The 22,596-nt window shown below is 73.7% G+C and carries 9 protein-coding genes and 1 pseudogene; 2 read left to right on the forward strand and 8 right to left on the reverse strand.

Features of this window, described 5'->3' with window-relative positions:
- Nucleotides 1-115 precede the first annotated feature (115 nt).
- The gene (locus tag R2B67_RS19480) at nt 116-2,521 is read left to right on the forward strand and encodes an ATP-binding protein (protein WP_317819822.1); all 2,406 of its coding nucleotides are present in this window, start codon (nt 116-118) and stop codon (nt 2,519-2,521) included.
- Here the strand turns inward: R2B67_RS19480 and R2B67_RS19485 are convergent.
- The 3 genes from R2B67_RS19485 to R2B67_RS19495 all read right to left on the reverse strand — a co-directional run bounded on the left by R2B67_RS19485 (nt 2,501) and on the right by R2B67_RS19495 (nt 6,494).
- A complete protein-coding gene (locus R2B67_RS19485) occupies nt 2,501-3,688 on the reverse strand; it encodes a cytochrome P450 (RefSeq protein ID WP_317819823.1) in 1,188 nt (395 codons plus the stop codon). The genes R2B67_RS19480 and R2B67_RS19485 overlap by 21 nt on opposite strands.
- A gap of 114 nt (nt 3,689-3,802) precedes the next feature.
- Nucleotides 3,803-5,323: a flavin monoamine oxidase family protein gene (locus R2B67_RS19490; protein WP_317819825.1), complete on the reverse strand. Its 1,521-nt coding sequence runs from the start codon at nt 5,321-5,323 to the stop codon at nt 3,803-3,805.
- 277 nt (nt 5,324-5,600) lie between these two features.
- Entirely contained in the window at nt 5,601-6,494 is an 894-nt protein-coding gene (locus R2B67_RS19495) for an NAD(P)-dependent oxidoreductase (RefSeq protein ID WP_018514177.1), read from the reverse strand.
- Nucleotides 6,495-6,631: 137 nt separating this feature from the next.
- Between R2B67_RS19495 and R2B67_RS19500 the strand changes: the two genes are divergently transcribed.
- Nucleotides 6,632-7,633, forward strand: coding sequence for a helix-turn-helix domain-containing protein (locus R2B67_RS19500; protein ID WP_317819827.1), 1,002 nt, complete (start codon nt 6,632-6,634; stop codon nt 7,631-7,633).
- A 68-nt stretch (nt 7,634-7,701) separates the two neighbouring features.
- Here the strand turns inward: R2B67_RS19500 and R2B67_RS19505 are convergent, their stop codons facing one another.
- From R2B67_RS19505 to R2B67_RS19525, 5 genes and pseudogenes are all read right to left on the reverse strand, one after another.
- Entirely contained in the window at nt 7,702-8,136 is a 435-nt protein-coding gene (locus R2B67_RS19505; protein ID WP_109978401.1) for a YybH family protein, read from the reverse strand.
- 223 nt (nt 8,137-8,359) lie between these two features.
- On the reverse strand, nt 8,360-9,202 hold the full coding sequence (locus tag R2B67_RS19510) for an NAD(P)H-binding protein (RefSeq protein WP_317819828.1): 843 nt from the start codon (nt 9,200-9,202) through the stop codon (nt 8,360-8,362).
- 45 nt (nt 9,203-9,247) lie between these two features.
- The gene (locus R2B67_RS19515) at nt 9,248-10,612 is read right to left on the reverse strand and encodes an FAD-dependent oxidoreductase (RefSeq protein ID WP_317819830.1); all 1,365 of its coding nucleotides are present in this window, start codon (nt 10,610-10,612) and stop codon (nt 9,248-9,250) included.
- Between the two features lie 53 nt (nt 10,613-10,665).
- Nucleotides 10,666-17,106: a thioester reductase domain-containing protein gene (locus tag R2B67_RS19520; RefSeq protein ID WP_381075051.1), complete on the reverse strand. Its 6,441-nt coding sequence runs from the start codon at nt 17,104-17,106 to the stop codon at nt 10,666-10,668.
- Nucleotides 17,107-17,179: 73 nt separating this feature from the next.
- Nucleotides 17,180-22,543 (reverse strand): annotated as a pseudogene (locus tag R2B67_RS19525) (SDR family NAD(P)-dependent oxidoreductase); the annotation flags it as partial.
- Nucleotides 22,544-22,596 lie beyond the last annotated feature (53 nt).

Genomic DNA, 22,596 nt, shown 5'->3' on the forward strand with positions numbered 1-22,596 from the left:
CGAATTCTGCGGTTCCCGACGATCCGCAGAGCGACGTCGAATGCCGAATGTCGAATTACGGGGGATATACATGCTGTTCCGGATGCTGGGCCCGCTGGAAGTGGATGGAGGGGGCGTGCCCGTGGGACTGGGAGGGACGCGGCAGCGCGCCACCCTGGGGTTCCTGATGATGCACGCCAACCGGGTGGTCGCCAGCAGTCAGCTGATCGACGCGCTGTGGCCGGCCGGCCGGGCGCCGCAGTCGGCGCGCAAGATCCTCCAGAACTCCGTCTGGCGGCTGCGCAGAGCCCTGCCGCTGGGCGACGGGGAGTTCACGGGGGTGCGGCTCCAGAGCCAGGCGCCCGGCTACATGCTCTGTGCCGAGCCCGAGCAGATCGACCTCTACCACTTCCGGCGGCTGGCCCAGTGCGGTCACGCGGAGCTGGCGGCGGGGGCGCCCCGGGCCGCGGCCGTCCTGCTGCGTGAGGCGCTGGCCCTGTGGCGGGGGCCGGTCCTGGCCGACCTGGTCGAGACCGGTATCGACTGGCCCGAGCTGGCCTCCGTGCAGAACGCGCGGCTCGACGCCCTGGAGGACTTCTTCGAGGCGGAGCTGGCGTGCGGACACCACCACCGCGTCCTGGCCGAGCTGGAGAAGACCGTCGCCACCGAGGTGCTGCGGGAGCGGCTGCTGGGCCAGCTCATGCTCGCGCTCTACCGGTCCGGGCGGCAGACGGACGCGCTCGACGTCTACTCCGGTGCGCGCGCCGCGATGGCCGAGCGGCTCGGCCTCGAACCCGGGCACGCCCTTCAGGCGTTGCAGCAGGCGGTCCTGACGCACGATCCGGCGCTGATACCCGTCGGCATACGGGAGCAGATAGAGGTACGGATGACAGGCGCCCCTCGGGAACCCGCGCGGGCGGCTGCGGCTGCGGCTTCGGCCCGGCCCGTCGCGCCGCCGCCGCCCGCCGAGATTGCCGCCGGTCCGCCGCCGGAGGCGGAGCGCCGTGTGCGGTCGGAGACGCGGCCCGAGCGGGTGGCGGACGAGGCGGCCTCCCGGCCGGTGCCGCGGACCATGGTCGCCGAGCGCAAGGAGGTCAGCGTCCTGATCGCCCGGGTCCAGCTGATGCCCGACGCGGCGGGCGTCGACCCCCAGCGGATGGACGAGGCGGTGGAGCAGGTGGCCGCGACCATCCGGGGCGAGGTCGAATGCCTCGGCGGTACGGTCGCGGCGTCCATCGGGCCGATCTCCCTGGTGCTGTTCGGGGTCCCCGAGGCCGCCGACGACGACGCGGAGCGGGCCGTCCACGCGGCGCTGACCATCCGGGACCAGCTGACCCGGATCGCCGACCCCGGGGAGCCGGACGGCGGCTGCACCCGCGGGGTGTCGGTGCAGGTCGCGGTGGCCACGGGGGAGGCGCTCGTGCGCTACCAGCCGGACCGCAGCGGCGTACCGCCCACGGTCAACGGGGCGTTGCTGGACGAGTGCCACACCCTGCTCTCCGACACCCGGGCCGGTGAGATCCGGGTCTGCGACAACACGCGCCGGTCGACCGGGTTCGCCGTCACCTACCAGCACGGCTCCCCGTCCTCCGGGTGGACGGTCGGCGGGTTCCGCCAGGAGTACACCGCCCTGCACGCCGTACCGGTGATCGACCGCGAGTACGACCTCGATGTGCTGCGCGGGCTGCTCCAGCGCAGCCGGCACCAGGCGACGCCGCACCTGGTGACCGTGCTGGGTGAGCCGGGCGTCGGCAAGACGCGGTTCGTCATGGAGTTCGAGCGGCGGGTCGCGGCCAACGCGGACGCGGTACGGCTGGTGGTGGGGCGGGTCCGGCCCGGCGGCGGCGCGCATCCCCTGGAGGCCCTGCACGACCTCCTGCTGGCCTGCTGCGGAATCCTCCAGGGGGACAGGGTCGAGACGATGACGGCCAAACTCACCGCCACCGTAAGGCGGTTGAAAGCGTCGGAGGGGGACTGCCGCTGGATGCTGTCCTGCCTGGCCCCGCTCGTCGACCCGGCCGCGGCGCAGGCCCCGCCGGACGAAATGCTCACGGCCTCACGGGAGTTCCTGGGGGCGGTGGCGGCGAGCACACCGCTCGTGCTGGTCTTCGAGGACCTGCACTGGGCCGATCAGGCGCTGGTGGACTTCGTCGAGAACCTGACGGCCTCCCAGGCGGGGCTGCCGATCTTCGTGATCGTCACCGCCGGGCCGGAACTGCTCAAGAGACGGCCGGAGTGGGGGGAGGGCAGTCTGAACCGGCTCACCATCACCCTGGAGCCGATCTCCGACGCCGCCATCGACCGGCTGCTGGAGTTCCTGATGTCCACGACCGAGGGCGGGGCGAAGAACTCCGTCGGCGGGCTCCTGGAGGCCCTGCTGGAGAGCGGCGGCCGGGAACCGGACGCCCGGCGCCACCAGTTACGCCGGATCCTGGCGTCCGGGTCGGCGTCCCTGCGCTACGAGCGGTGCTCCGGCGGCGGCGGCCTGTCGGCCGCCGCCCCGGAGTGCACCCCGCGGCTGTCAGGACACGCGTACGGGTAGCCGCTTCGGGGTGATCAGCTGCCACGGGTTCTCGAACTCCACCGGCTCGCTCGCGTCCACCGCGATGTCCGCGTAGCGGTCCATCAGGATGTCCAGCGCGATCCGGCCCTCCAGGCGGGCCAACGGGGCACCGAGGCAGAAGTGGATGCCCTGGCCGAAGACCAGGCTGCTGCCGGTGTGCCGGTGAATGTCGAACCGGTCGGGGTCGGGGAAGCGGGAGGCGTCCCGGTTCCCCGCGCCGATCCACGGCGTCACCAGCTCGCCGGCGGCGATCTTGTGGCCGCCGATCTCGGTCTCGGCCGTGACGACCCGGGCCAGCCGCGGGAACGGCGGGCGCAGGCGCAGCACCTCCTCGGCGGCGTTGCGCAGCAGGGAGCGGTCGGCGCGAACGGCCTCGCCCGACTCCGGGTGGCGGTCGAAGAGCAGCACCGCGTTGGCGATCAGCGCCATGGTGGTGGCGTGGCCGGCGAACATGGTCAGGCCGGTGATGCCGACGATCTCGCCGTCCTCCAGCTGCTTGCCGTCGACCTCGGCGTTGGCGAGCTTGCTGATCACGTCGTCGGTGGGCTGCTTGCGCCGGCGCCGTACCTGGTCCATCAGGTAGGCGTTCATGTCCCGTACGGCGGGGGCCACTTCGTCGCGCAGCTGGTCCGGCGGCACGGTGGCGGCGTCCACCGTGCCCAGCGCCTCGCCCCAGACCCGGAAGAGCGGTTCGTCCTCCATCGGCAGCCCGAGCAGCTCGCAGATGACGGTGATCGGCAGCGCGTACGCGACCGAGTCGATCAGGTCGAACCGGTCCTTGCCGTCGACGGCGTCGAGCAGGGTGTGGGTGATCCGCTCGATCATCGGGGTCAGCCCGGCGACGGCGCGGGGCGTGAACCCGGAGTTGATCAGCGAGCGCAGCTGGCGGTGGCGGGGCGGGTCGGTGGTGACCAGGTTGCCCATGTCGAAGAAGTCGAGGTCGGGCTGCGGGGGGTTGAAGGCGCGGGCGGTGTCGGAGGAGAAGGTGGTGGTGTCGGCCAGGATCCGGGCGATGTCGTCGTAGCCGAAGACCTGCCAGCCCTTCTCCTCGTCCCGGTACACCGGGGTGGTGTCGAGCTTCGTGCGGAACCAGGAGAACAGCTCCTCGGTCGGGTCCTGCGCTGTGGCGTCCGAGATGATGGTCATGATCCTGCGTCTTCACCTTCGTCGTACGGAATGGGCGGACGGGGCCGCGAGGGATGACCGGGCACCCTCTGGCACCCGGGGCCGCCCTCGCGGACGGCCCCGGGGCCGGGTCGGTCAGAGCCCCCGGAGAGGGCGGTAGGCCCGGCGGTCGACCGGGGGTGCGCCGAGGGAGTTGCGGACCGCTGCGGGCAGCGGGCCGGTCAGGGTGGGGGAGCCGGCGATGCGCAGGCCGGACTCGATCGCCCCGTCCATGTAGCCGCTCCAGCCGTCGGCGATGTCGGCGCCGGCGAACTTCACCTTGCCGTGCGGCTGCTGGATCTGGCGGTGGAGCCGCGTCAGCTGGAAGGGCTGGCGGAACGCCCCGACGCCGAGGGCGAACTCGTCGGCGTGCCAGTCGGTCGCGGTGTAGTTGAGCAGCTGGGCTTCGGGGATGATCTGGCGGACGGCGTTCTCGACCTGCCGGCGCTGGTTGACGTCGAAGGTGTCCTTCACGCTGAACGCGACGGCGTGGTCGCCCTCGTTGAGGCGGCCCATGATGCAGATCGGGTAGCCCTCGGGTGCCTCCGCGACGAAGGTGTCCGCGGGGCGCCTCAGCTCCAGCCAGAGCTTCTTCTCGTGCGGGACGCCGATGCCCGCCGTGGAGGCCGCCTTGTGGGCCTTCGGCAGCGGCGGGCTGAACTGGATCGTCTTCCACACGTTGACCGGGACGGCCATGATGACCTCGGGCGCGGAGAACTGCTCGCCGGAGCGGGTGGTGACCTGGACCCGGCCGTTGCTCTGGACGACCGACTTCACGGGGGAGTTGAGGCGCAGCGTGGGCGCCGCGTCCTTGAGGATGGCCCGGAGCAGCGCGATCGTGCCGTCCTTCGGGCGGTAGGTGTTCACCCCGTGGAAGCCGTCGAAGTTCCAGCCGGAGAGGGCCCACCACTGGGAGAGGTGGGTGAACGCCCCGCGGGTGGACGACCCGCCGTAGAGCGAGGTGGTGCTGGTGAGCCGGATCTCGTCCTCCGGCGCGTAGTCGAGCTGGTCGAGCCGGTCCCGCAGGGAGAAGCGGTCGAGCGGCTTCACCAGGTCCTCGCGGGCGAAGGGCTCGTACGGGCGGGGGAAGTGGTCCCGGGACCCGTCGAAGAAGGGGGTGAACAGCTCGTTCTGGCGCGTGTACGCCTCGACCGGGTCGTACTCCTGGAAGCCGGTGAGGGTGGGGAGGATGGCCCGCTCCACGCCGGAGTCGGCGACGATCGGTATTCGGTAGCGGACCAGTTCCCGCCAGATGTGCGGCTGGAGCTGGTCGACCCAGGTGCCGCCGCGCTCGATCTGGCTGCCGCGCCAGGTGTCGGTCCAGGTCCGGCCGCCGATGCGGTCGCGCGCCTCAAGGAGGAGGACGCGCTTGCCCTTCTTGCGCAGCTCCCGGGCGGCGGTGACGCCGGCCAGGCCTGCTCCCACGATGATGACGTCGAAATCGCGCCGGATGGCGCTCGGCGTCGCATGTGCCACGGAGACGCTCGCCGCGGAGGCGAGTGTGGCGGCTCCGGCCACCTTCAGCAGGGTGCGCCGGGTCGGGCGCGTGGTGCCACGACCGGTTTCGGCCGCGTTGACGGTGGTGGATATCGGACCGCGGTCCGTGGGTGTTCTCACGTTTCTCCTCGGTGTTTCGCCGGGCTCGCGCAAGGCAATGCCGTGTCCGGAAAGCGCGGGCTCAACGTAGCCGAGAGGCATCGATTTTCAGTCACATGTGGGTAATTCCCGTGGTCCAGGTTTGGTCACCGGAACGGTGATCGGGCGGAGCTCCTGTGGGGAGGGAAATGTGAGATTCCTGTTCCCGCCGATCCTGTTCCTGCCGTTTCAGCGGGAACGCAGAACGGGGCACGGCCGAGAATCGGCCGTGCCCCGGAGGGAAATCTCGCCAGAAGCGTCAGGCGGAGGGCTTGCGGAACTGCTCGATCAGTGCGGCGTAGCTGCTGCCGGCGTGGCCCTCGGCCGCCGCGCGGTCGGCCAGCGCCTTGAAGAAGCGGGGCAGCTCGGCGTTGACGCCGAGGGTCTCGCTCTCTTCGGCGAGGTGCTCCATGGCCTCCTGGTGGACGGTCACGGTGGCGTCGCCGGCCGGGTAGGAGCCGTCGTCGATCTGGGGCGCGTACGCGGTCACGTACTCGGTGACCACGTTGATCATCGTGTTGGCCAGCGGGGCGAAGGTGGTGGCCTTCACCTTGGCGGTGCCGAGCAGGGCGGCGCCGTGCAGGAAGCCGTTGAGGATGCCCCACATGATGCCGAGCAGCGACAGGTCGTACAGCGCCGACAGGCCGTGGTCCTCGTCGAGGTAGATGGTGCCCACCGGGCCCAGCTTCTTCAGCGCGTCCTCGTGCTGCTCGTAGAGCGCCTTCGGACCGCTGTAGAGGAGGACGGCCGCGTCGGTGGCGATGTCCGGCGGGATCGCCATGATCGCGCCGTCGAGGTACAGGCCGTCGCGTCGCGCCGCCCACTCGGCCGTCTCACGGGCCTGCGAGGAGGTGCCCGTGGTGAGGTTCACCAGGACCCGGCCCTTGAGGGACTCCTCCAGCGGGTCGAGCAGCTCGTGCACGGCGGCGTAGTCCGAGACGCAGACGATCACCAGCGGGCTGGCCTTGACGGCGCCCTCGACCGAGTCGGCGAGCGTGGCGCCGGAGGCGACCAGCTCATCGGCCTTGGAGGCCGTGCGGTTCCACACCGTGGTGGGGTGACCCCCCTTGATGAATGCGGCGGCCAATGCCTGGCCCATCAGGCCCAGTCCGATGACCGACACCGGTGATTGGGCTGCATTGGTGTTCGACATTGTGTGCTCCCGTCAATTTCCTGGTCTGCATCGCGACGATGTCCGACCTGTTGCTCCTGCACCATCGCATTGCCTCGGCGAGGCGGACAGTGGCAGAACTGACTGATGTCGCAAAATTCCTGCCGTACACTCGCGGCATGAATCCTGGCTCTGTTGCGCTGGCCTTGATCAACGACACGAATATGCAGGCATGCGAGGTCTATGAGACGGCCATCGCCTACGCGGTGTTCGGCGATGCCCACCTGGATCTCCACGACCCCTGGTACGACCTGCGGTTATGCGCGGTGAACGAGAAGCCCGGCGCCGATGCGAAGGGATTCTCCGTACGCACCCCCTACGGCCTGGACGAACTGGTCGCCGCCGACACGGTGATCGTGCCCTCGGTCCCGGACGCCGTGGTCTCCCACGGCGAGCCGCTCCCGGCCGCGTTCATCGAAGCCCTCCGCGAGGCGGCCGCCCGCGGGGCGCGGGTGGTCTCCCTGTGCACAGGGGCCTTCGCGCTTGCCGAGGCAGGACTCCTCGACGGCCGCCGGGCCACCGCGCACTGGACCAACACGGCTGATCTGGCCAAGCGTTACCCGAAGGCCGAGGTCGACGGCTCGGTGCTGTACGTCGACGAGGGCCAGGTGCTGACCAGCGCCGGCATGAGCGCCGGGCTCGACCTGTGCCTGCACCTCGTCCGCCGCGACCTGGGCGCCCATGTGGCCAACCAGCTGGCCCGCCGCCTGGTGGTCTCCGGTCACCGGCCGGGCGGCCAGGCGCAGTTCGTGGACCTGTCCGTGCCCGCCACCGAGGACGACAGCCTCGGGCCGGTGATGGACTGGGCCGCGCACCACCTCGACCAGGCCCTCACCGTGGACGGCATGGCGCAGCGGGCCGGGATGAGCACCCGGACGTTCTTCCGCCGGCTCCAGGCCGCCACCGGGATGACGCCGTTGAAGTGGCTCCTCAACCAGCGCCTCTCCCGGGCCCAGGCCCTGCTGGAGACCACCGACCTGCCGATCGAGCGGATCAGCGAGCACAGCGGTCTCGGCACCGCGGCCAACATGCGGCGGCACTTCACCCTCCACGTCGGGGTCACCCCCACCGACTACCGGCAGTCCTTCGGGGCGATCCCCCCGGCCCGCCGCGGCGCCTGAGACCGGGGCGGGACCCGGGCGCCCGAGGCCGGTGTCCGGGGTCCGCGACGGGCGCCGGACACCGGCCTCTAGGCCTGCGCGGCCGCCTCTTCGGCGGTGTGCGGGCCGCTGGCGCCGTACGGGTTGTCCACCACGTAGCGCCAGTGGCCGTTCTCGTCCCGCTGGAGCACGTCCACGGCGGTGCCCTCCAGGTGCTCGGGCTTGCCCTCCTTGGTGGTGGTCTCCATGGACCACTGGACGATCAGCATGGCGGTGTCGCCGGTCACCAGGGTCTGGAGCACCGTCGCCTCGACGGAGGGCTTCCGGGACATGAAGTCGGTGACGTAGTCGCGGCGGGCCTGCCCGGTCAGCGGGAAGCCCGGCTCCCACACGCCGACCGCGTGATCGGCGTACATGGAGTTGATGGCGTCCGCGTCACCGGCGTTGAAGGCCTGGCCGAACAACTCCTGGTGCTGCTCGATGTCGCCGGTCAGGAAGCTGGTGTTCTGGGATGCGCTGGCCATGGTGAACCGCTCCGTTTCTCTTCGTTCGGATTCGTTCGGATGGACTTCGCCGTGTGCCGCAGCCCGCAGAACGCGGCGGCCGGACTGACGCTACGGGCTGCCCGACACGGCCCGGCAACCGCCGGATCTCCGCCCCCGGCCACCCGTGTGACCTGCGGTGCAGAGCCGCCGGTTACCGCGCGGAGAGCGCACGGTGACCGGCGGCCCGGCCGCTGTCGGACGGTCAGCCGGTGGTGCCCGCCGCGGGGGTCCACTCGGTCTCGGCGGCGTACTGGGAGAAGTCGCGCGGCTCGCGGCCGAGCGCCCGCTGCACCCCGTCGGAGAGGTGGGCCGCACCGCCGTCCCGTACGACGTCGAGGAGCGTGTTGAGGAAGTCCGCGAAGCCGCGCGGGTAGCCCCGCTCGACGAGGTGGAGCGCGTACTCCTCGCGGGTCACCGCCACCCGGCGGATCTCGCGCCCGGCCGCCTTGGAGATCTCCTCGGCGCACTCCCCGAAGGTCATCAGCCGGGGGCCGGAGAGCGCGTAGATCTCCCCGTCGTGGCCCTCCTCGGTCAGGGCCGCCACCGCGACGGCCGCGATGTCCTCGGCGTCCACGAAGGGCTCAAGGCCCTTCCAGTCCGGCAGCAGCAGCTCGCCGCGCGCGACCTCGTCGCGGAAGAGGCCGTCCTCGCTGAAGTTCTGCGCGAACCACGTCGGGCGCAGGATGGTCCAGGCGACACCCGACTCGCGCACCACGCGCTCGGCGGTGAACACCGCGTCCTCCTGCGGAGACTCCTCCAGGGTCCGGGCGGAGAGCATGACCAGGCGCGTCACCCCAGCGCCCACCGCCAGGGCGACGAAGTCGGCGAGCAGCGCGGCCGCGTCCGCGCCCTGCTCGTCCACCACGTAGACCGCCTCGACGCCCGCGACGGCGTCCGCCCAGGTGGACCGGTCATGCCAGTCGAAGCGCTGGCCGCCGGAGCGGGAGGCGACCTTGACCGCCCGTCCCTTCTCGGTGAGTTGGCGGGCCACGCGGCGGCCCGTCTTGCCGGTGCCGCCCAGTACGAGAACGGGTGCTTCGCTCATCTCAGCTGTCCTTAACGTGAAGTGGTGCGACGTGAAGTGGTGCGGTCATCGGTCGGTCTGCGACGCCAGAGCGGCGCGTACGGCTTCCTGGATCTCCGGGGCCGCGAGCGCGGACGGCGGGTCGACGAGGAACACGACCCGTGCGTACGCCGTCAGGAGCGAGTGGTCCCGCGTCGCCGCCGTGAGGAGATCGGCCACGTAACCCTGCTCAGCCTGCCACTCCTCCGTACGTTCGCCCTCGACTCCGGGGAATGCCAGGTCGGCGCCGGTCGTCATCTCCCAGACGTCGTCCACCGCCCGGGCGGCGAGATCGGCGAAGTAGGCGCGCGGGTCCGGCGCCTGAGTGCCCGTCACATGATCGCGCAGGACGGTCGCCCCGAGCGCGGCCACGGTCATGCCCTGCCCGTAGACCGGGTTGAAGCTGCACACCGCGTCGCCGAGGACGAGCAGCCCGTCCGGCAGCGCGGGCAGCCGCTCGTAGCGCCGGCGCAGGTTGGCCGGGAAGCGGTAGGCGACGGGGTCGCCCAGCGGCTGGTGGTCGCGGACCGCGTCGTAGATGTCCGTCCCCGACAGCGACTTGAGGAAGTCCAGGAACCCGGCGGAGGTGCTGGGCGGGTAGTCCCCCAGATAGCCGTAGGCCGTCACCACCGTACGGTCCCCGTCGATCTTCGCGCAGATCGCGCCGCGCGGCAGCTCCGGGGAGGCCACCACGTCGATGGAGATCTCGTCCGGCATCACGGCGTCCGGCAGCCGGTAGTACTGCGTCGCGTAGCCGACGGAGATGGCCATCTGCTCCTCGGGCACCTCCGCGTAGCCCAGCTCCTTGAGCCAGGCCGGGGTGCGCGAGCGCCGGCCGCCGGCGTCGACCACCAGATCGGCGGAGAGGGTACGGTCCGTGCCATCCTCGGTGACGCTCACCCCGACGACCGCCTTGCTGTCCCCCTTCCCGCTCTCGGCCGTCAGCAGGCCGGTGACGTCGTGCCGCTCCAGGAAGCGCACGTTCGGCAGGCTCCGCACCCGGGCCCGGACCCGCTGCTCCAGGAAGGGCCGGCTCATCGACAGCAGCAGCATGTCCGAATGAAGTTTCGGCATCCGGTGGCCGTCCATGATCCAGCGGACGTTGCCGGTGACGTCACCGGTGATGGCGCCCGCGGTGACCAGCTCATCGGTGAAGCCGGGGAACAGCTCCTCCAGGATGTGCCGGCCCCGGGCCAGCAGGGCGTGCACATGGCGCCCCTGCGGTACGCCCCGCCTCGTCTCCGCCGATCCGTCCGGGCCGGTCAGGTCCTCCAGGCCGTCGCGCTCCACCACCAGGACTTCGGTGTAGGAGTCGGCCAGGACACGGGCGGCCAGCAGACCGGCCATGCTCGCCCCCAGCACGACGGCGCGGTTGTGGTCAGCTATGCCCACGGTGGTCACTGCTCCTCGGGTAGGTCGGGCCGACGGATTCGGCCGCGTACGGCTCAGGCACCGGACGCCGGGAAGTAGCCGGCGTCCACGAAGAAGTCGACGTACTTCGCGAACAGTTCGCGGTCGACCGGCGGGCAGGAGACCCCGCTGCCCGCGAGGGCCGCCTCCGTCGCGGAGACGTCCATCGGCGGGTACGTCTCGCTCCCGTCACCGGCCATCGCGCCGTCGAAGGCGTGCAGCAGCGGGGTGAGCGCGTTCCCGGGATCGGAGCGCACCAGCTCCCGCCACGCGTCCCAGCTCACCTCGGGCAGCTCGTACCCGGCCGCCCTCAGGTGGCCGACGAACTCCGCGAAGGGCTGGGTCTGTTCGTTGTAGAGGTGGTACGTCCCGCCCGCGGCGGCCGGGTCGGCGGCGAGGGTCGTGATCGTCCCGCTGACGTAGTCCACCGGCACCATGTGGAACGACCCGGCGAGCCGGTCGGGCACCGCGCCCGCCTGGAGCAGCCCCTTCAGGCTCAGCCAGACGAAGTCCCGGGTCTGGCAGGCGCCGCTGTGCCGGTCGCCGCAGACCACGTCCACCCGGTACACCGACACCGGCATCCCCCGGTCCCGGGCCACCTCGATGACCTGCTCGGCCACCCACTTGCTCTGGAGGTAGCCGTTCCACAGGGAGGCGGCGGGGCCGGTCGGGTCGCCGGGCTTGGCGGGCACCGGCCGGGTGCCGGGCTCCGGTGCGGGGAACACCCCGGTCGTGGAGACGTAGTGCACCGGTACGGTCCGGTGCCGGGCGGCCAGCCGCAGCACCTCCCGCAGGCCGTCCACGTTGGCCTGCCGCAGCTCGGTGTACGGCCGCAGCCAGCTCACCGTCGCCCCGGCGTGGTGGACGACGTCGACCCGGCGGGCCAGGTCGTCGAAGACGTCCTCGGCCAGCCCCAGGCCCGGGGCGGTGAGGTCACCGACGACGACCGAGATCCGGTCCTCGTCGATCTCGTCCGCCACCCGGTACCAGGCGAGGCTGTCGCGCAGCCGGCGCTCGGCGTCGGCCCGGTCCTCCCCGCGTACCAGGCAGTGCACCCGGGCCGTGGTCGACCGCATCACGTCGCGCAGCAGGAACGCGCCGAGGAACCCGGTGGCCCCGGTCAGCAGCACCTCGCGCGGGTCGGCCGCCACCCGGACCACCTCGTAGGCCGGCCGTACGTCCTCCGGCAGGTGCACCTCGGCCGCGAAGTCGACTGCCGTACGGCCCCGGGAGGCCTCTTCCCGCTCCCCGGCGAACAGTTCGGAGTGCAGGTGCTTGGTCAGCAGGGCGGGTGTGGCGTGCTCGAAGACCACCGACGGCGAGAGGCGCAGGCCGGTCGCGGCGTTCAGCCGGTTGCGCAGCTCCACCGAGACGAGGGAGTCGAAGCCCAGCTCGGAGAAGAGCCGGTCCACATCGACGGTCTCCGGGTCGGCGTGGCCCAGCACCAGGGCGACCTGGCCCCGGACGAACGAGGCCACGGCCTCCTGCCGCCGCCCCTCCGGCAGGCTGCCGAGGCGCTCCACCAGCGAACCGGGCCCGTCGCCGTCCTCCCGTACGGAGGCGCGGGCGGCGGCCGGGGCGAGGGAGCCGAAGACGGCCGGGGTCTCGCCGGGCCGGGCGCGCAGGGCGGCCACGTCCAGGGGCGAGGCCACCAGCGCCGGGCGGGGCAGGTTGAGGGCGGTGTCCAGCAGGCGCGGGCCGTCCTCCTCGGTGACCGGCAGCAGACCGGTGCGGGCGATCCGCTTGAGGTCGGCGGCGCTCAGGTGCCCGCCCATGCCCTGCGCGGAGTCCCACAGCCCCCAGGCGAGCGAGGTCGCGGCGAGGCCCTGGTCGGCGCGGTGGGCGGCCAGGGCGTCCAGGAAGACGTTGGCCGCCGCGTACGAGGACTGGCCGGGGCCGCCCACGACCCCGGCGATGGAGGAGAACAGGACGAAGGCCGACAGGTCATGACCGGCCGTCAGCTCATGGAGGTGCCAGGCCGCGTCCACCTTGGGCCGCAGCACGCCCTCCAGTTGCCCGGGGGAGAGCACCGGGATCAGGGCGTCGTCGAGGACCCCGGCGGTGTGCACCACCCCGGTCAGCGGGTGCTCGTCCGGGATGGCGGCCAGCAGCGCGGCGAGCGCCTCCCGGTCGGCGGTGTCGCAGGCGGTGATGGTCACCTTCGCGCCGAGCCGGGCCAGGTCGTCGGCGAGCGCGCCCGCGCCCGGGGCCGCCGGGCCGCTGCGGCTGACGAGGAGCAGGTGGGAGACGCCGTGCACCCGGGTGAGGTGGCGGGCGAACAGCGCCCCGAGCGCGCCGGTGCCGCCGGTGATCAGGACCGTACCGCCGGCTCTCCACGGTCCGGCCGCCGCTCCCGCGTGACCTTCCCTGGGCAGCGTGGTCCGCTCCAGGCGCGGCACGAACGCCGCCCCGCCCCGGACCGCGACCTGCGGCTCCCCGGAGGCGATCACCGTCGCCAGCGCCGCCACCGAGGCCGGGTCGTCGTCGAGGTCGACCAGGACGATCCGGCCCGGCATCTCCGACTGCGCCGAGCGCAGCAGACCCCACAGGGGCGCCGCGACGAGATCACTCACGCCGGAGCCGCCCGTGGACACCGCGCCCCGGGTCACCACCACCAGCGGGGTGTCGGCGGCCCGGTCGTCGGTCGGCCACCGCTGCGCGAGCGCCAGCGCCCGCCCGGTGGCCTCCCGTACCCCTGCCGGTACGTCACCATCGTGCGGGAACACGAACGGGGCGAGCAGCGCCCCGAACGCGCCCGGCGAGTCCAGGGCCGCGTCCACGTCGTCGAACCGCTGGCCCCGGGAGAGCCCCAGGTCGCCGCTGCCGGTGTCCAGCACCGCCCAGGCGGCGTCGCCGCCGAGCGGGGGCAGCGCGAGCGGCTTCCAGCCCAGCTCGAACAGGGAGTCCTGGGGGCGCGTCCGCGCGGTGGCGACCGCGTCCTCGGTGACCGGACGGACGCGGACCGCATCGGCGGAGGCGACGGGCCGGCCCGACCCGTCCGCGACGAGCAGCGCCACCGCGCCGTCGTCGCCCGGCGTGATCCGTACCCGGACCGTGGAGGCGCCCACCGCGTGCAGCCGTACGCCCCGCCACTCGGCCACGGCGACCGGCTGCCCGGAGGCGAGCCCGGCGGCCCGCAGCGCGGCGTCCAGCAGCGCGGGGTGCAGCCCGAAGCCGTCGGCGGAGGTACCCGGCTCCAGCCGGGCCTCGGCGAACAGCTCGTCGTCCCGGCGCCAGAGCGCGACCGGACCGGCCCCGCCCTCTTCCGCCACCGAGAGCGCCTCGGCGTCGGCGGGCGGCCACGGGCCGAGCGTGAAGGGCAGGGCGCGGCCGCCCGTGCCGAGCACCCCCGAGGCGCAGGCCGTCCACGCGGGGCGCACCCCCTCGCCCGCCGTGTGCACGGTGAAGGGCCGCGCACCGGCCCCGTCCGGCGGGCCGACCGTGATCTGCACCCGCAGCGGGTCGCGCTCGGGCAGGGCGAGCGGCCGGTCCACCACCAGCGCGTCGACGACCGGGCAGCCCACCTCGTCGCCCGCCCGCACCACCATGTCCAGCAGCGCCGACGAGGGCACCACCGGGGAGCCGAACAGCCGGTGCCCCCCGAACCAGGGCTCGGCCCGCGCCGACAGCCGGCCGGTGAACACCAGCTCGTCCCGGCCGGCCACCTCCACCACCGCGTCCAGCAGCGGATGGTCCGCCACCGGCCCGCCGGAGCGCGGGCCCTCGGCGGGGGCCGCCGCCTCCACCCAGTACCGCTCCCGCTGGAACGCGTAGGTCGGCAGCTCCACCCGGCGCGGGCCCGCCGGGGCGAAGAGCGCCGCCCAGTCCACCGGCACCCCCGCACTCCACAGCCGGCCCAGCGCGTGGACCACGGCGTCCGGCTCGGGCCGGCCCGACCGCACGGCGGCCACCGGCAGGACCGCCGCACCACCGGGCAGGCAGTCGTCGACCATCGCCGACAGGACGCCGGACGGGCCCACCTCCAGCAGCGTGTTCACCTGCTGGGCCGCGAGGGTCCGTACCGTCTCCAGGAACATCACCGGCCGGCGGACCTGGTCGATCCAGTACTCCGGGGAGCGCAGCTCCTCCTCGGTGGCGATCCGGCCGGTCACCGAGGACACCAGCGGAACGGCCGGGGCGCCGAAGGTCACCCCGCGCACGACCTTGCCGAACTCCTCCAGCATCGGTTCCATCCGGGGCGAGTGGAACGCGTGGCTGACCGTCAGCCGCTTGGTGGCCCGCCCCCAGGCCCGTACGGTCGCGGCGATGTCGGCGACCACGTCCTCGTCACCCGAAACCACCGTCGAGGAGGGCCCGTTGACCGCCGCGATGCCCACGCGCCCCGCACGGGCGGCGAGCAGCGGCTCCACCTCCTCGACCGTCGCCTGGAGCGCCACCATCGCCCCGCCGGCCGGCAGCGCCTGCATCAGCCGGCCCCGGGCGGTGACCACGGCGGTCGCGTCGGCAAGGCTCAGAACGCCCGCGATATGGGCGGCGGCCAGCTCCCCCACCGAATGCCCGGCGACGAAGTCGGGCCGCACGCCCCACGATTCGGCCAGCCGGGCCAGCGCCACCTCGAACGCGAACAGGGCCGGCTGCGCGTACCCGGTCTCGTCCAGCCGGTCGCCGGTCTCGATCACCTCGCGCAGCGGGCGGTCCAGATACGGGTCGGCCTCGGCGCACACCGCGTCGAACGCATCGGCGAACACCGGGTAGGCGGCGTGGAGTTCGAGCCCCATGCCGGGCCGCTGGCTGCCCTGGCCGGTGAAGAGGAAGCCCAGCCGGCCCGGCCGCGCCACGTCCGACGGCGAGGTGGAGCCCGCCTCGTCCAGGGCGAACGAGCGCAGCCCGTCCAGCAGCGCGTCGCGGTCCGTGCCCACCACCACGGCCCGGTGCTCCAGTGCGGCCCGGGTGGTGACCAGCGCATGGGCGACATCCGGTACGGAGAGGCCGGGGTGCCGCTCGACATGGGCGAGCAGCCGGCGGGCCTGGGCCCGCAGTCCGTCCGCCGCCTTCGCCGACAACGCCCAGGCGGCGACGGGCAGTTGGCTCTCATCCTCCGTACGGACGGCGGTCGGCTCCTCCGCCCGTGGCGCCTGCTCCAGGATCACGTGCGCGTTGGTGCCGCTCACGCCGAACGCGGATACGGCCGCCCGCCGGGGCCTGCCGGTCTCCGGCCAGGCCCGTTCCTCGGTGAGCAGCTCCACCGCCCCCGCCGACCAGTCGACCAGCGGGGTCGGCTCGTCGACGTGGAGCGTGCGGGGCAGGACGCCGTGCCGGATGGCCTGCACCATCTTGATCACACCGCCCACCCCGGCCGCCGCGACGGAGTGCCCGATGTTCGACTTCAGGGAGCCCAGCCACAGCGGCTCCGCCGGACGCGCCGCCCCGTAGGTCGCCAGCAGCGCCTGCGCCTCGATGGGGTCGCCGAGCCGGGTACCGGTGCCGTGCGCCTCCACCGCGTCCACGTCCGAGGCGTCGAGCCGGGCCTCCGCGAGCGCCCGCCGGATCACCCGCTCCTGGGACGGACCGCTGGGCGCGGTCAGCCCGTTGGACGCGCCGTCCTGGTTGACCGCCGTCGACCGGAGCACCGCCAGCACCTGGTGGCCGCGCCGCACCGCGTCGGACAGCCGCTCCACCAGGAGCAACCCCACCCCCTCCGACCAGCTCGTCCCGTCGGCGGCGCCCGCGAAGGACTTGCACCGGCCGTCCTCCGCCAGGCCGCGCTGCCGGGAGAAGTCGACGAACCCGCCCGGCGTCCCGCTGATCGTCACCCCGCCGGCCAGGGCCAGCGACGACTCACCGCTGCGCACCGACTGGGCTGCGAGGTGCAGCGCCACCAGCGACGAGGAGCAGGCGGTGTCCACGGTCACCGCCGGGCCCTCGAAGCCGAGCGAGTAGGAGACCCGCCCCGACACCACGCTGCTGAGCTTGCCCGTCATCAGGTAGCCCTCCAGGTCCGAGGGCCCCTCCAGACCGAGGTACGTCTGGTCCACCGAACCCACGAACACCCCGACCTTGGAGGTCTCCAGCGAGGTCGGGTCGATCCCGGCCTGCTCGAAGGTCTCCCAGGCCGTCTCCAGCAGCACCCGCTGCTGCGGGTCCATCGCGACCGCCTCACGCGGCGAGATACCGAAGAAGCCGGCGTCGAAGTCGGCCGCCCCGTCCAGGAAGCCGCCTTCCCGGGTGTACGAGGTGCCGGGGGTGTCCGGGTCGGCGTCGTACAGGCCGTCCAGGTCCCACCCCCGGTCGGTGGGGAACTCCGAGATGCCGTCACGGCCGTCCCGGACCAGCTGCCACAGGTCGTCGGCCGACGCCACACCACCGGGGTAGCGGCACGCCATGCCCACGATGGCGATGGGCTCGCTCCGCCCGGACTCCAGCTCCGTGATGCGGTGGCGGGCCTTCTGCAGGTCGGCGGTGACCCACTTCAGGTATTCGGCGAGCTTCTTCTCATCGGGCATGGGACGGCTCACATCTCCTCGTGAGGTCGGGACGGGCGGTGCGGGCGGGGCGGAACGGGCGCATGGCTCGGCGGTCGGCGGAGGGTCAGCCGCCGGCCCGGCCCAGCTCGTTGTCGATGAAGTCGAGGAGCTCGTCGGTCGACGCCTCCTCCAGGGAGGCCACCGGCTCGGACCCGGCGGGCGTTCCCCACGCCTCCATCCAGCGCGCCAGGATCGTCTGGAGACGGACCGTGACCGTGGCGCGCCCCTCGTCGTCCGCCACGGTCGCGAGGATCTCCTCCAGCCGGTCCAGCTCGGCCAGGGCGGGTGCCCGCCGTTCGGTGGCGCTGTCGGGCGCGGCCTTCGCCAGCAGGAACCCGGCGAGCGCCGTCGGTGTCGGATGGTCGAAGACCACCGTCGCCGGCAGCCGGACGCCCGCCGCCGCGCCCAGCCGGTTGCGCAGCTCGACCGCGGTGAGCGAGTCGAAGCCGAGCTCCTGGAAGGCCCGGCCCGCGTCGACCGCGTCCGCGTCGCGGAAGCCGAGGACCCCGGCCACCTCGCCGCGCACCAGGTCGAGCACGTACGTGCGCCGGTCGGTGTCGGACAGCTCCGCGAGCCGCTGGGCGAAGGAGGCGCCGTCGGGGCTCGCCGCGCGGCGGCCCGACGGGGGTACGAGGGCCCGCAGCAGCGGCGGGACGCGCGTACCGGCCCGTACCGCCGCCAGGTCGAACGGGGTCGCGGTCACGGCGGGCGTCCCCAGCGGGAGCGCCGCGTCGAGGAGGGCCAGCCCCTCCTCCGTACCGACCGGGAGGAACCCCTCACGGACGAACCGGGTGCGGTCGGCGGCGGTCAGGCCGGAGTTGATGCCGCCCGCCACCTCCCACAGGCCCCACGCCAGCGAGGTGGCGGGCAGGCCGAGCGCTCGGCGGTGGTGCGCGAGGCCGTCCAGGAACGCTCCAGCCGCCGCGTAGTTGGCCTGTCCGGGGCCGCCGAACACGCCGACGACCGAGGAGAACAGCACGAAGGCGGAGAGGTCCGCGTCCTGGGTCAGCTCGTGCAGGTGCCAGGCCGCGTCCGCCTTGGGCCGCAGGACGGTGTCCAGCCCGTCGGCGGTCAGGGCGGGCACCAGGTCGTTGTCCAGGACCCCGGCCGTGTGCACCACCCCGGTCAGCGGATGCCCGTCGGGGATCTCGGCGAGCAGCGCCGCGAGGGCGTCCCGGTCGGCGACGTCGCAGGCGGCGATCCGCACCGAGGCGCCGAGCGCGGTCAGTTCGGCCCGGAGCGCGTTGGCGCCGGGAGCCTCCTCGCCGCGCCGTCCGGCCAGCAGGAGGTGTCCGACCCCGTGTTCGGCGACGAGGTGGCGGGCGACCGCCGAACCGAGGGCGCCGGTGCCGCCGGTGACCAGGACGGTGCCGTCCGGCCGCCAGGACGGGGCCGCCTCGGTGTCTGCGGAGGGGGCGGGCACGCGGGCCAGCCGGGGCAGCAGGAGCCGGCCGTCCCGGACGGCGGCCTGCGGTTCGTCGGAGGCGAGGAGGGCGGACAGCAGCTCGGGTGCGATCTCCTCGGTGTCGGTGTCCACGAAGACGATCCGGCCCGGGTTCTCCGACTGCGCCGAGTGGACCAGCCCCCGGACGGCCGCCGCGCCGGGCCGGACCCGGTCCCCTTCGGCCGCGTGCACCGACCCCTGGGCGACGATCACCAGGCGGGTCTCCGCGAGGCGTTCGTCGGCCAGCCAGCCCTGGAGCAGCGCCAGGGCGGCGGCGGTCTCCTCGTGGAGACCGGCGAGGGTGCCGGTGTCCTTGGCGTCCTCGGTGGGGTGCAGACGGGTGAGCAGGAGCGGTACGGACGTCCCGTCACCGACGGCCCGCCCGACGGCGGCCAGGTCCTCGTACCGAGCCCCCTCCCCACCGGTCCCCAGCACCGCCCAGGCCACCGGCCGGGCGGGAGCGCGCAGCCCGGACGGCGTCCAGGTGACGTGGTGGAGGGCGCGCAACGGGCCCGGTCCACCAACGAGTTCGGCGGGCCGGGGGGCGCGCCGCAGCACCGACTCCACGGACGCGACGGGCCGCCCGTCCTGGTCGGTCAGCAGCAGGGCGAGGGCCCCGTCGTCCGCCGTCCGGAAGCGGGCCCGCACCGCCGTGGCGCCGGGGGCGTACAGGCGTACCCCACGCCACTCGGCGGCGACGAGCGTCGCGCCGGCTGCGGAGGCCGCGGAGTCCGGCGCGGCGGCGTCCGAGGCGGTGGCCAGGGCGGCCCGGAGCAGCTCCGGATGCAGGCCGAAGGCGCCGGCCTCCGGCGCGTACTCCTCCGGAAGCGTCACGTCCACGGCCTCGGCTGCCTCGTCGGCGGCCGCCGGGACCGCCGGGTCCTCCGCGCCGCCCAGGGCCCCGGTGGCCAGCTCCGTCCAGACGGCGGAGCCTGCCTCGGCCCGGGCGTGCACGGTCACCGGCCGGTGGCCCTCGCCGTCCGGCGCCCCGACCCGCACCTGGAGGGGCAGCTCGCCGGTCTCCGGAACGGCGAGGTGGGCCCGTACGGTCAGCTCCCGCAGGACCGGGGCGTCGGCCACGGAGCCCGCCGCGAGCACGGTCTCGACCAGCGCGGGCGCCGAGAGGACCGGGCTGCCCGCGAGGGTGTGTCCGGCCAGCCACGGGTGGGTCGCCAGGGATATCGCGGTGGCGAACAGGAACTCGTCGCTGCCCGCCACGGCCAGCGCGGTGCCGAGCAGCGGATGGAGCGGGGCGGCGGAGCCGGTGCCGGCGGCGCGGAGGGCGCTCGCCGAGGGCTCCAGCCAGTACCGCTCCCGCTGGAAGGCGTACGTGGGCAGCTCGGCCTGGCGTACGCCCGTCCCGGCGAACCGGGGCGTCCAGTCGACCGGGACGCCCGCGACGAACGCCTCGCTCAGGGAGGTCAGGACGCGCTCGGGCCCGCCGTCGTCGCGGCGCAGCGAACCGAGGCCGGTGACCGTGACCCCGGCGGCGTCGGCGGTCTCCTCGATGCTGTGCAGCAGCACGGGGTGCGGGCTGCACTCGACGAACACCCCGTGGCCGTCTCCGAGCAGGGTGCGGGTGGTCGGCTCGAAGAGCACGCTCTGGCGCAGGTTGGTGTACCAGTACGTGGCGTCGAGCCCGGTCGTGTCGAACAGGCCGCCGGTCACGGTGGAGTAGAACGGCACCTCGGCGGGCCGGGCCTCGATCCCCGCCAGGTCGGTGAGCAGCCGCTCGCGGAGCACCTCCACATGGGCGCCGTGCGAGGCATAGTCCACCGGGAGCCGCTTCGCCCGGCCGCCGGAGGCCCGGACCGTCTCCCGTACCTCGTCCAGCGCGTCGCCGTCGCCCGAAAGCACCACGGAGGCGGCCCCGTTGATGGCGGCCACCGACACCCGGGAGCCGTACCCGGCGATGAGCTCGCGCACCTGCTCCTCCGCCAGGGCCACCGACATCATGCCGCCGCCGCGCCCCGAGAGGTCCTCGGCGATGGCCCGGCTCCGCAGCGCCACGATCCTGGCGCCGTCCGCCAGGGAGAGCGCCCCGGCCACGCAGGCGGCGGCGATCTCGCCCTGGGAGTGCCCGATGACGGCGGCGGGCCGCACCCCGTGGGAGCGCCACACCTCGGCCAGCGACACCATGACCGCCCAGAGCGCGGGCTGGACGACCTCCACCCGCTCCAGCGGCGCGCCCGTCCGCAGGGTCTCGACGAGGTCCCAGTCGGTGAAGGGCTTCAGAGCCGCCGCGCACTCGGCCAGCTTGGCGGCGAACACTGTTGAGGTGTCGAGCAGTTCGGCGGCCATGCCCTCCCACTGGGAGCCCTGGCCCGGGAAGACGAAGGCGCTGCGGGACTCGGTCCGCCGGACGCCGCGCACCAGGTTCGGGGCCGTCGCCCCCTCGGCGAGGGCGGTCAGGGCCTCCCTCAGCTCGGTCGGGCCGGTGCCCGTCACCACGGCCCGGTGGTCCAGCATCGACCGGGTGGTGACCAGGGAGTACGCGAGGTCGGCCACCGGGTCGGTGTTCTCCGCCAGCCGGTCGAGCAGCAGCCGGGCCTGGTCGGCGAGCGCCTGTCCGTCCCGGCCGGAGAGCACCAGCGGCACGGGCTGCGGCGGCCCGTCGGGGGCGCTTGCGGCCGCCTCCTCCTCGACGGCGGGTGCCTGTTCGAGGATGACGTGGGCGTTGGTGCCGCTGAAGCCGAAGGAGGAGACGGCGGCCCGGCGGGGGTGGTCGGTCTCGGGCCAGTCGCGTGCCTCGGTGAGGAGTTCGAGGGTGCCGGTGTCCCAGTCGATGTGCGAGGTTGGGTTCTCGGCGTGCAGCGTACGGGGGAGACGGGCGTGGTTGAGGGCGTGGACCATCTTGATGATCCCGCCAACCCCGGCCGCCGCCTGGGCGTGGCCGATGTTGGACTTCAACGAGCCGAGCAGCAGCGGTCGCCCTTCGGGCCGCTCCTTGCCGTACGTCGCGAGCAGGGCGCGGGCTTCGATGGGGTCGCCGAGGGTGGTGCCGGTGCCGTGGGCCTCGACGGCGTCGACGTCGGCGGGGGTGAGCCCGGCGTCGGCGAGGGCCTGGCGGATCACCCGTTCCTGGGCGGGGCCGTTGGGTGCGGTGAGGCCGTTGCTCGCCCCGTCCTGGTTGATCGCCGACCCCTTGACCACGGCGAGGATCTGCCGGCCGTCGCGCAGCGCGTCGGAGAGCCGGGCCACCAGGAGCAGCCCGACACCCTCGGCCCAGCCGGTGCCGTCGGCCTCCTCCGCGAAGGACTTGCACCGGCCGTCGGGCGACAGCCCGCGCAGCCGGGAGAACTCGACGAACGGCATCGGCGTGGCCAGCACCGTCACCCCGCCGGCCAGAGCCAGGTCGCACTCGCCGCGCCGCAGGGCCTGGGCGGCCAGATGGAGGGCGACCAGGGAGGAGGAGCAGGCGGTGTCGACGGTGACCGCCGGACCTTCGAGACCGAAGGTGTACGCCAGCCGGCCCGAGGCGACACTGCCCGCGCTGCCGCTGTAGAGGTAGCCCTCGAACTCCTGCGGCGGCAGATGCGGCCGGGAGCCGTAGTCGTTGTACATCGCCCCGACGAACACGCCCGTCCGGCTGCCCCGTACCGCGTCCGGGACGATCCGGGCCCGCTCGAAGGCCTCCCACGCGGTCTCCAGCAACAGCCGCTGCTGCGGGTCGGTGGCCAGTGCCTCCCTCGGCGACATCCCGAAGAACTCGGGGTCGAACAGGTCGGCGTCGTGCAGGAATCCGCCCTGGCGGGTGTACGAGCGCCCCACCGCCTCGGGGTCGGGGTCGTAGAGGTCCTCCGCCCAGCCGCGGTGCTCGGGGAAGGGGGAGACCGCGTCGACGCCGTCGGCGACGATCCGCCACAGGTCCTCGGGGCTGCGCACACCGCCGGGGTAGCGGCAGGCCATACCGACGATCGCGATCGGCTCCTGCTGTCTCTCCTCGATCTCCCGCAGTCGCTTGCGTGATGCGCGCGCGTCGGCCGTGGCGCGCTTGAGGTAGTCGCGGAGTTGGTTCTCGGCGGCGGTCACGTCTC

The organism is Streptomyces cyaneofuscatus, assembly GCF_033109485.1.
Classification (GTDB): domain Bacteria; phylum Actinomycetota; class Actinomycetes; order Streptomycetales; family Streptomycetaceae; genus Streptomyces; species Streptomyces cyaneofuscatus.

Excerpts from the sequence above, each read along its gene's own strand:
- R2B67_RS19485 (WP_317819823.1), bottom strand. The coding sequence starts at position 3,688 with ATGACCATCATCTCGGACGCCACAGCGCAGGACCCGACCGAGGAGCTG.
- R2B67_RS19495 (WP_018514177.1), bottom strand. The coding sequence starts at position 6,494 with ATGTCGAACACCAATGCAGCCCAATCACCGGTGTCGGTCATCGGACTG.
- R2B67_RS19500 (WP_317819827.1), top strand. The coding sequence starts at position 6,632 with ATGAATCCTGGCTCTGTTGCGCTGGCCTTGATCAACGACACGAATATG.
- R2B67_RS19505 (WP_109978401.1), bottom strand. The coding sequence starts at position 8,136 with ATGGCCAGCGCATCCCAGAACACCAGCTTCCTGACCGGCGACATCGAG.
- R2B67_RS19510 (WP_317819828.1), bottom strand. The coding sequence starts at position 9,202 with ATGAGCGAAGCACCCGTTCTCGTACTGGGCGGCACCGGCAAGACGGGC.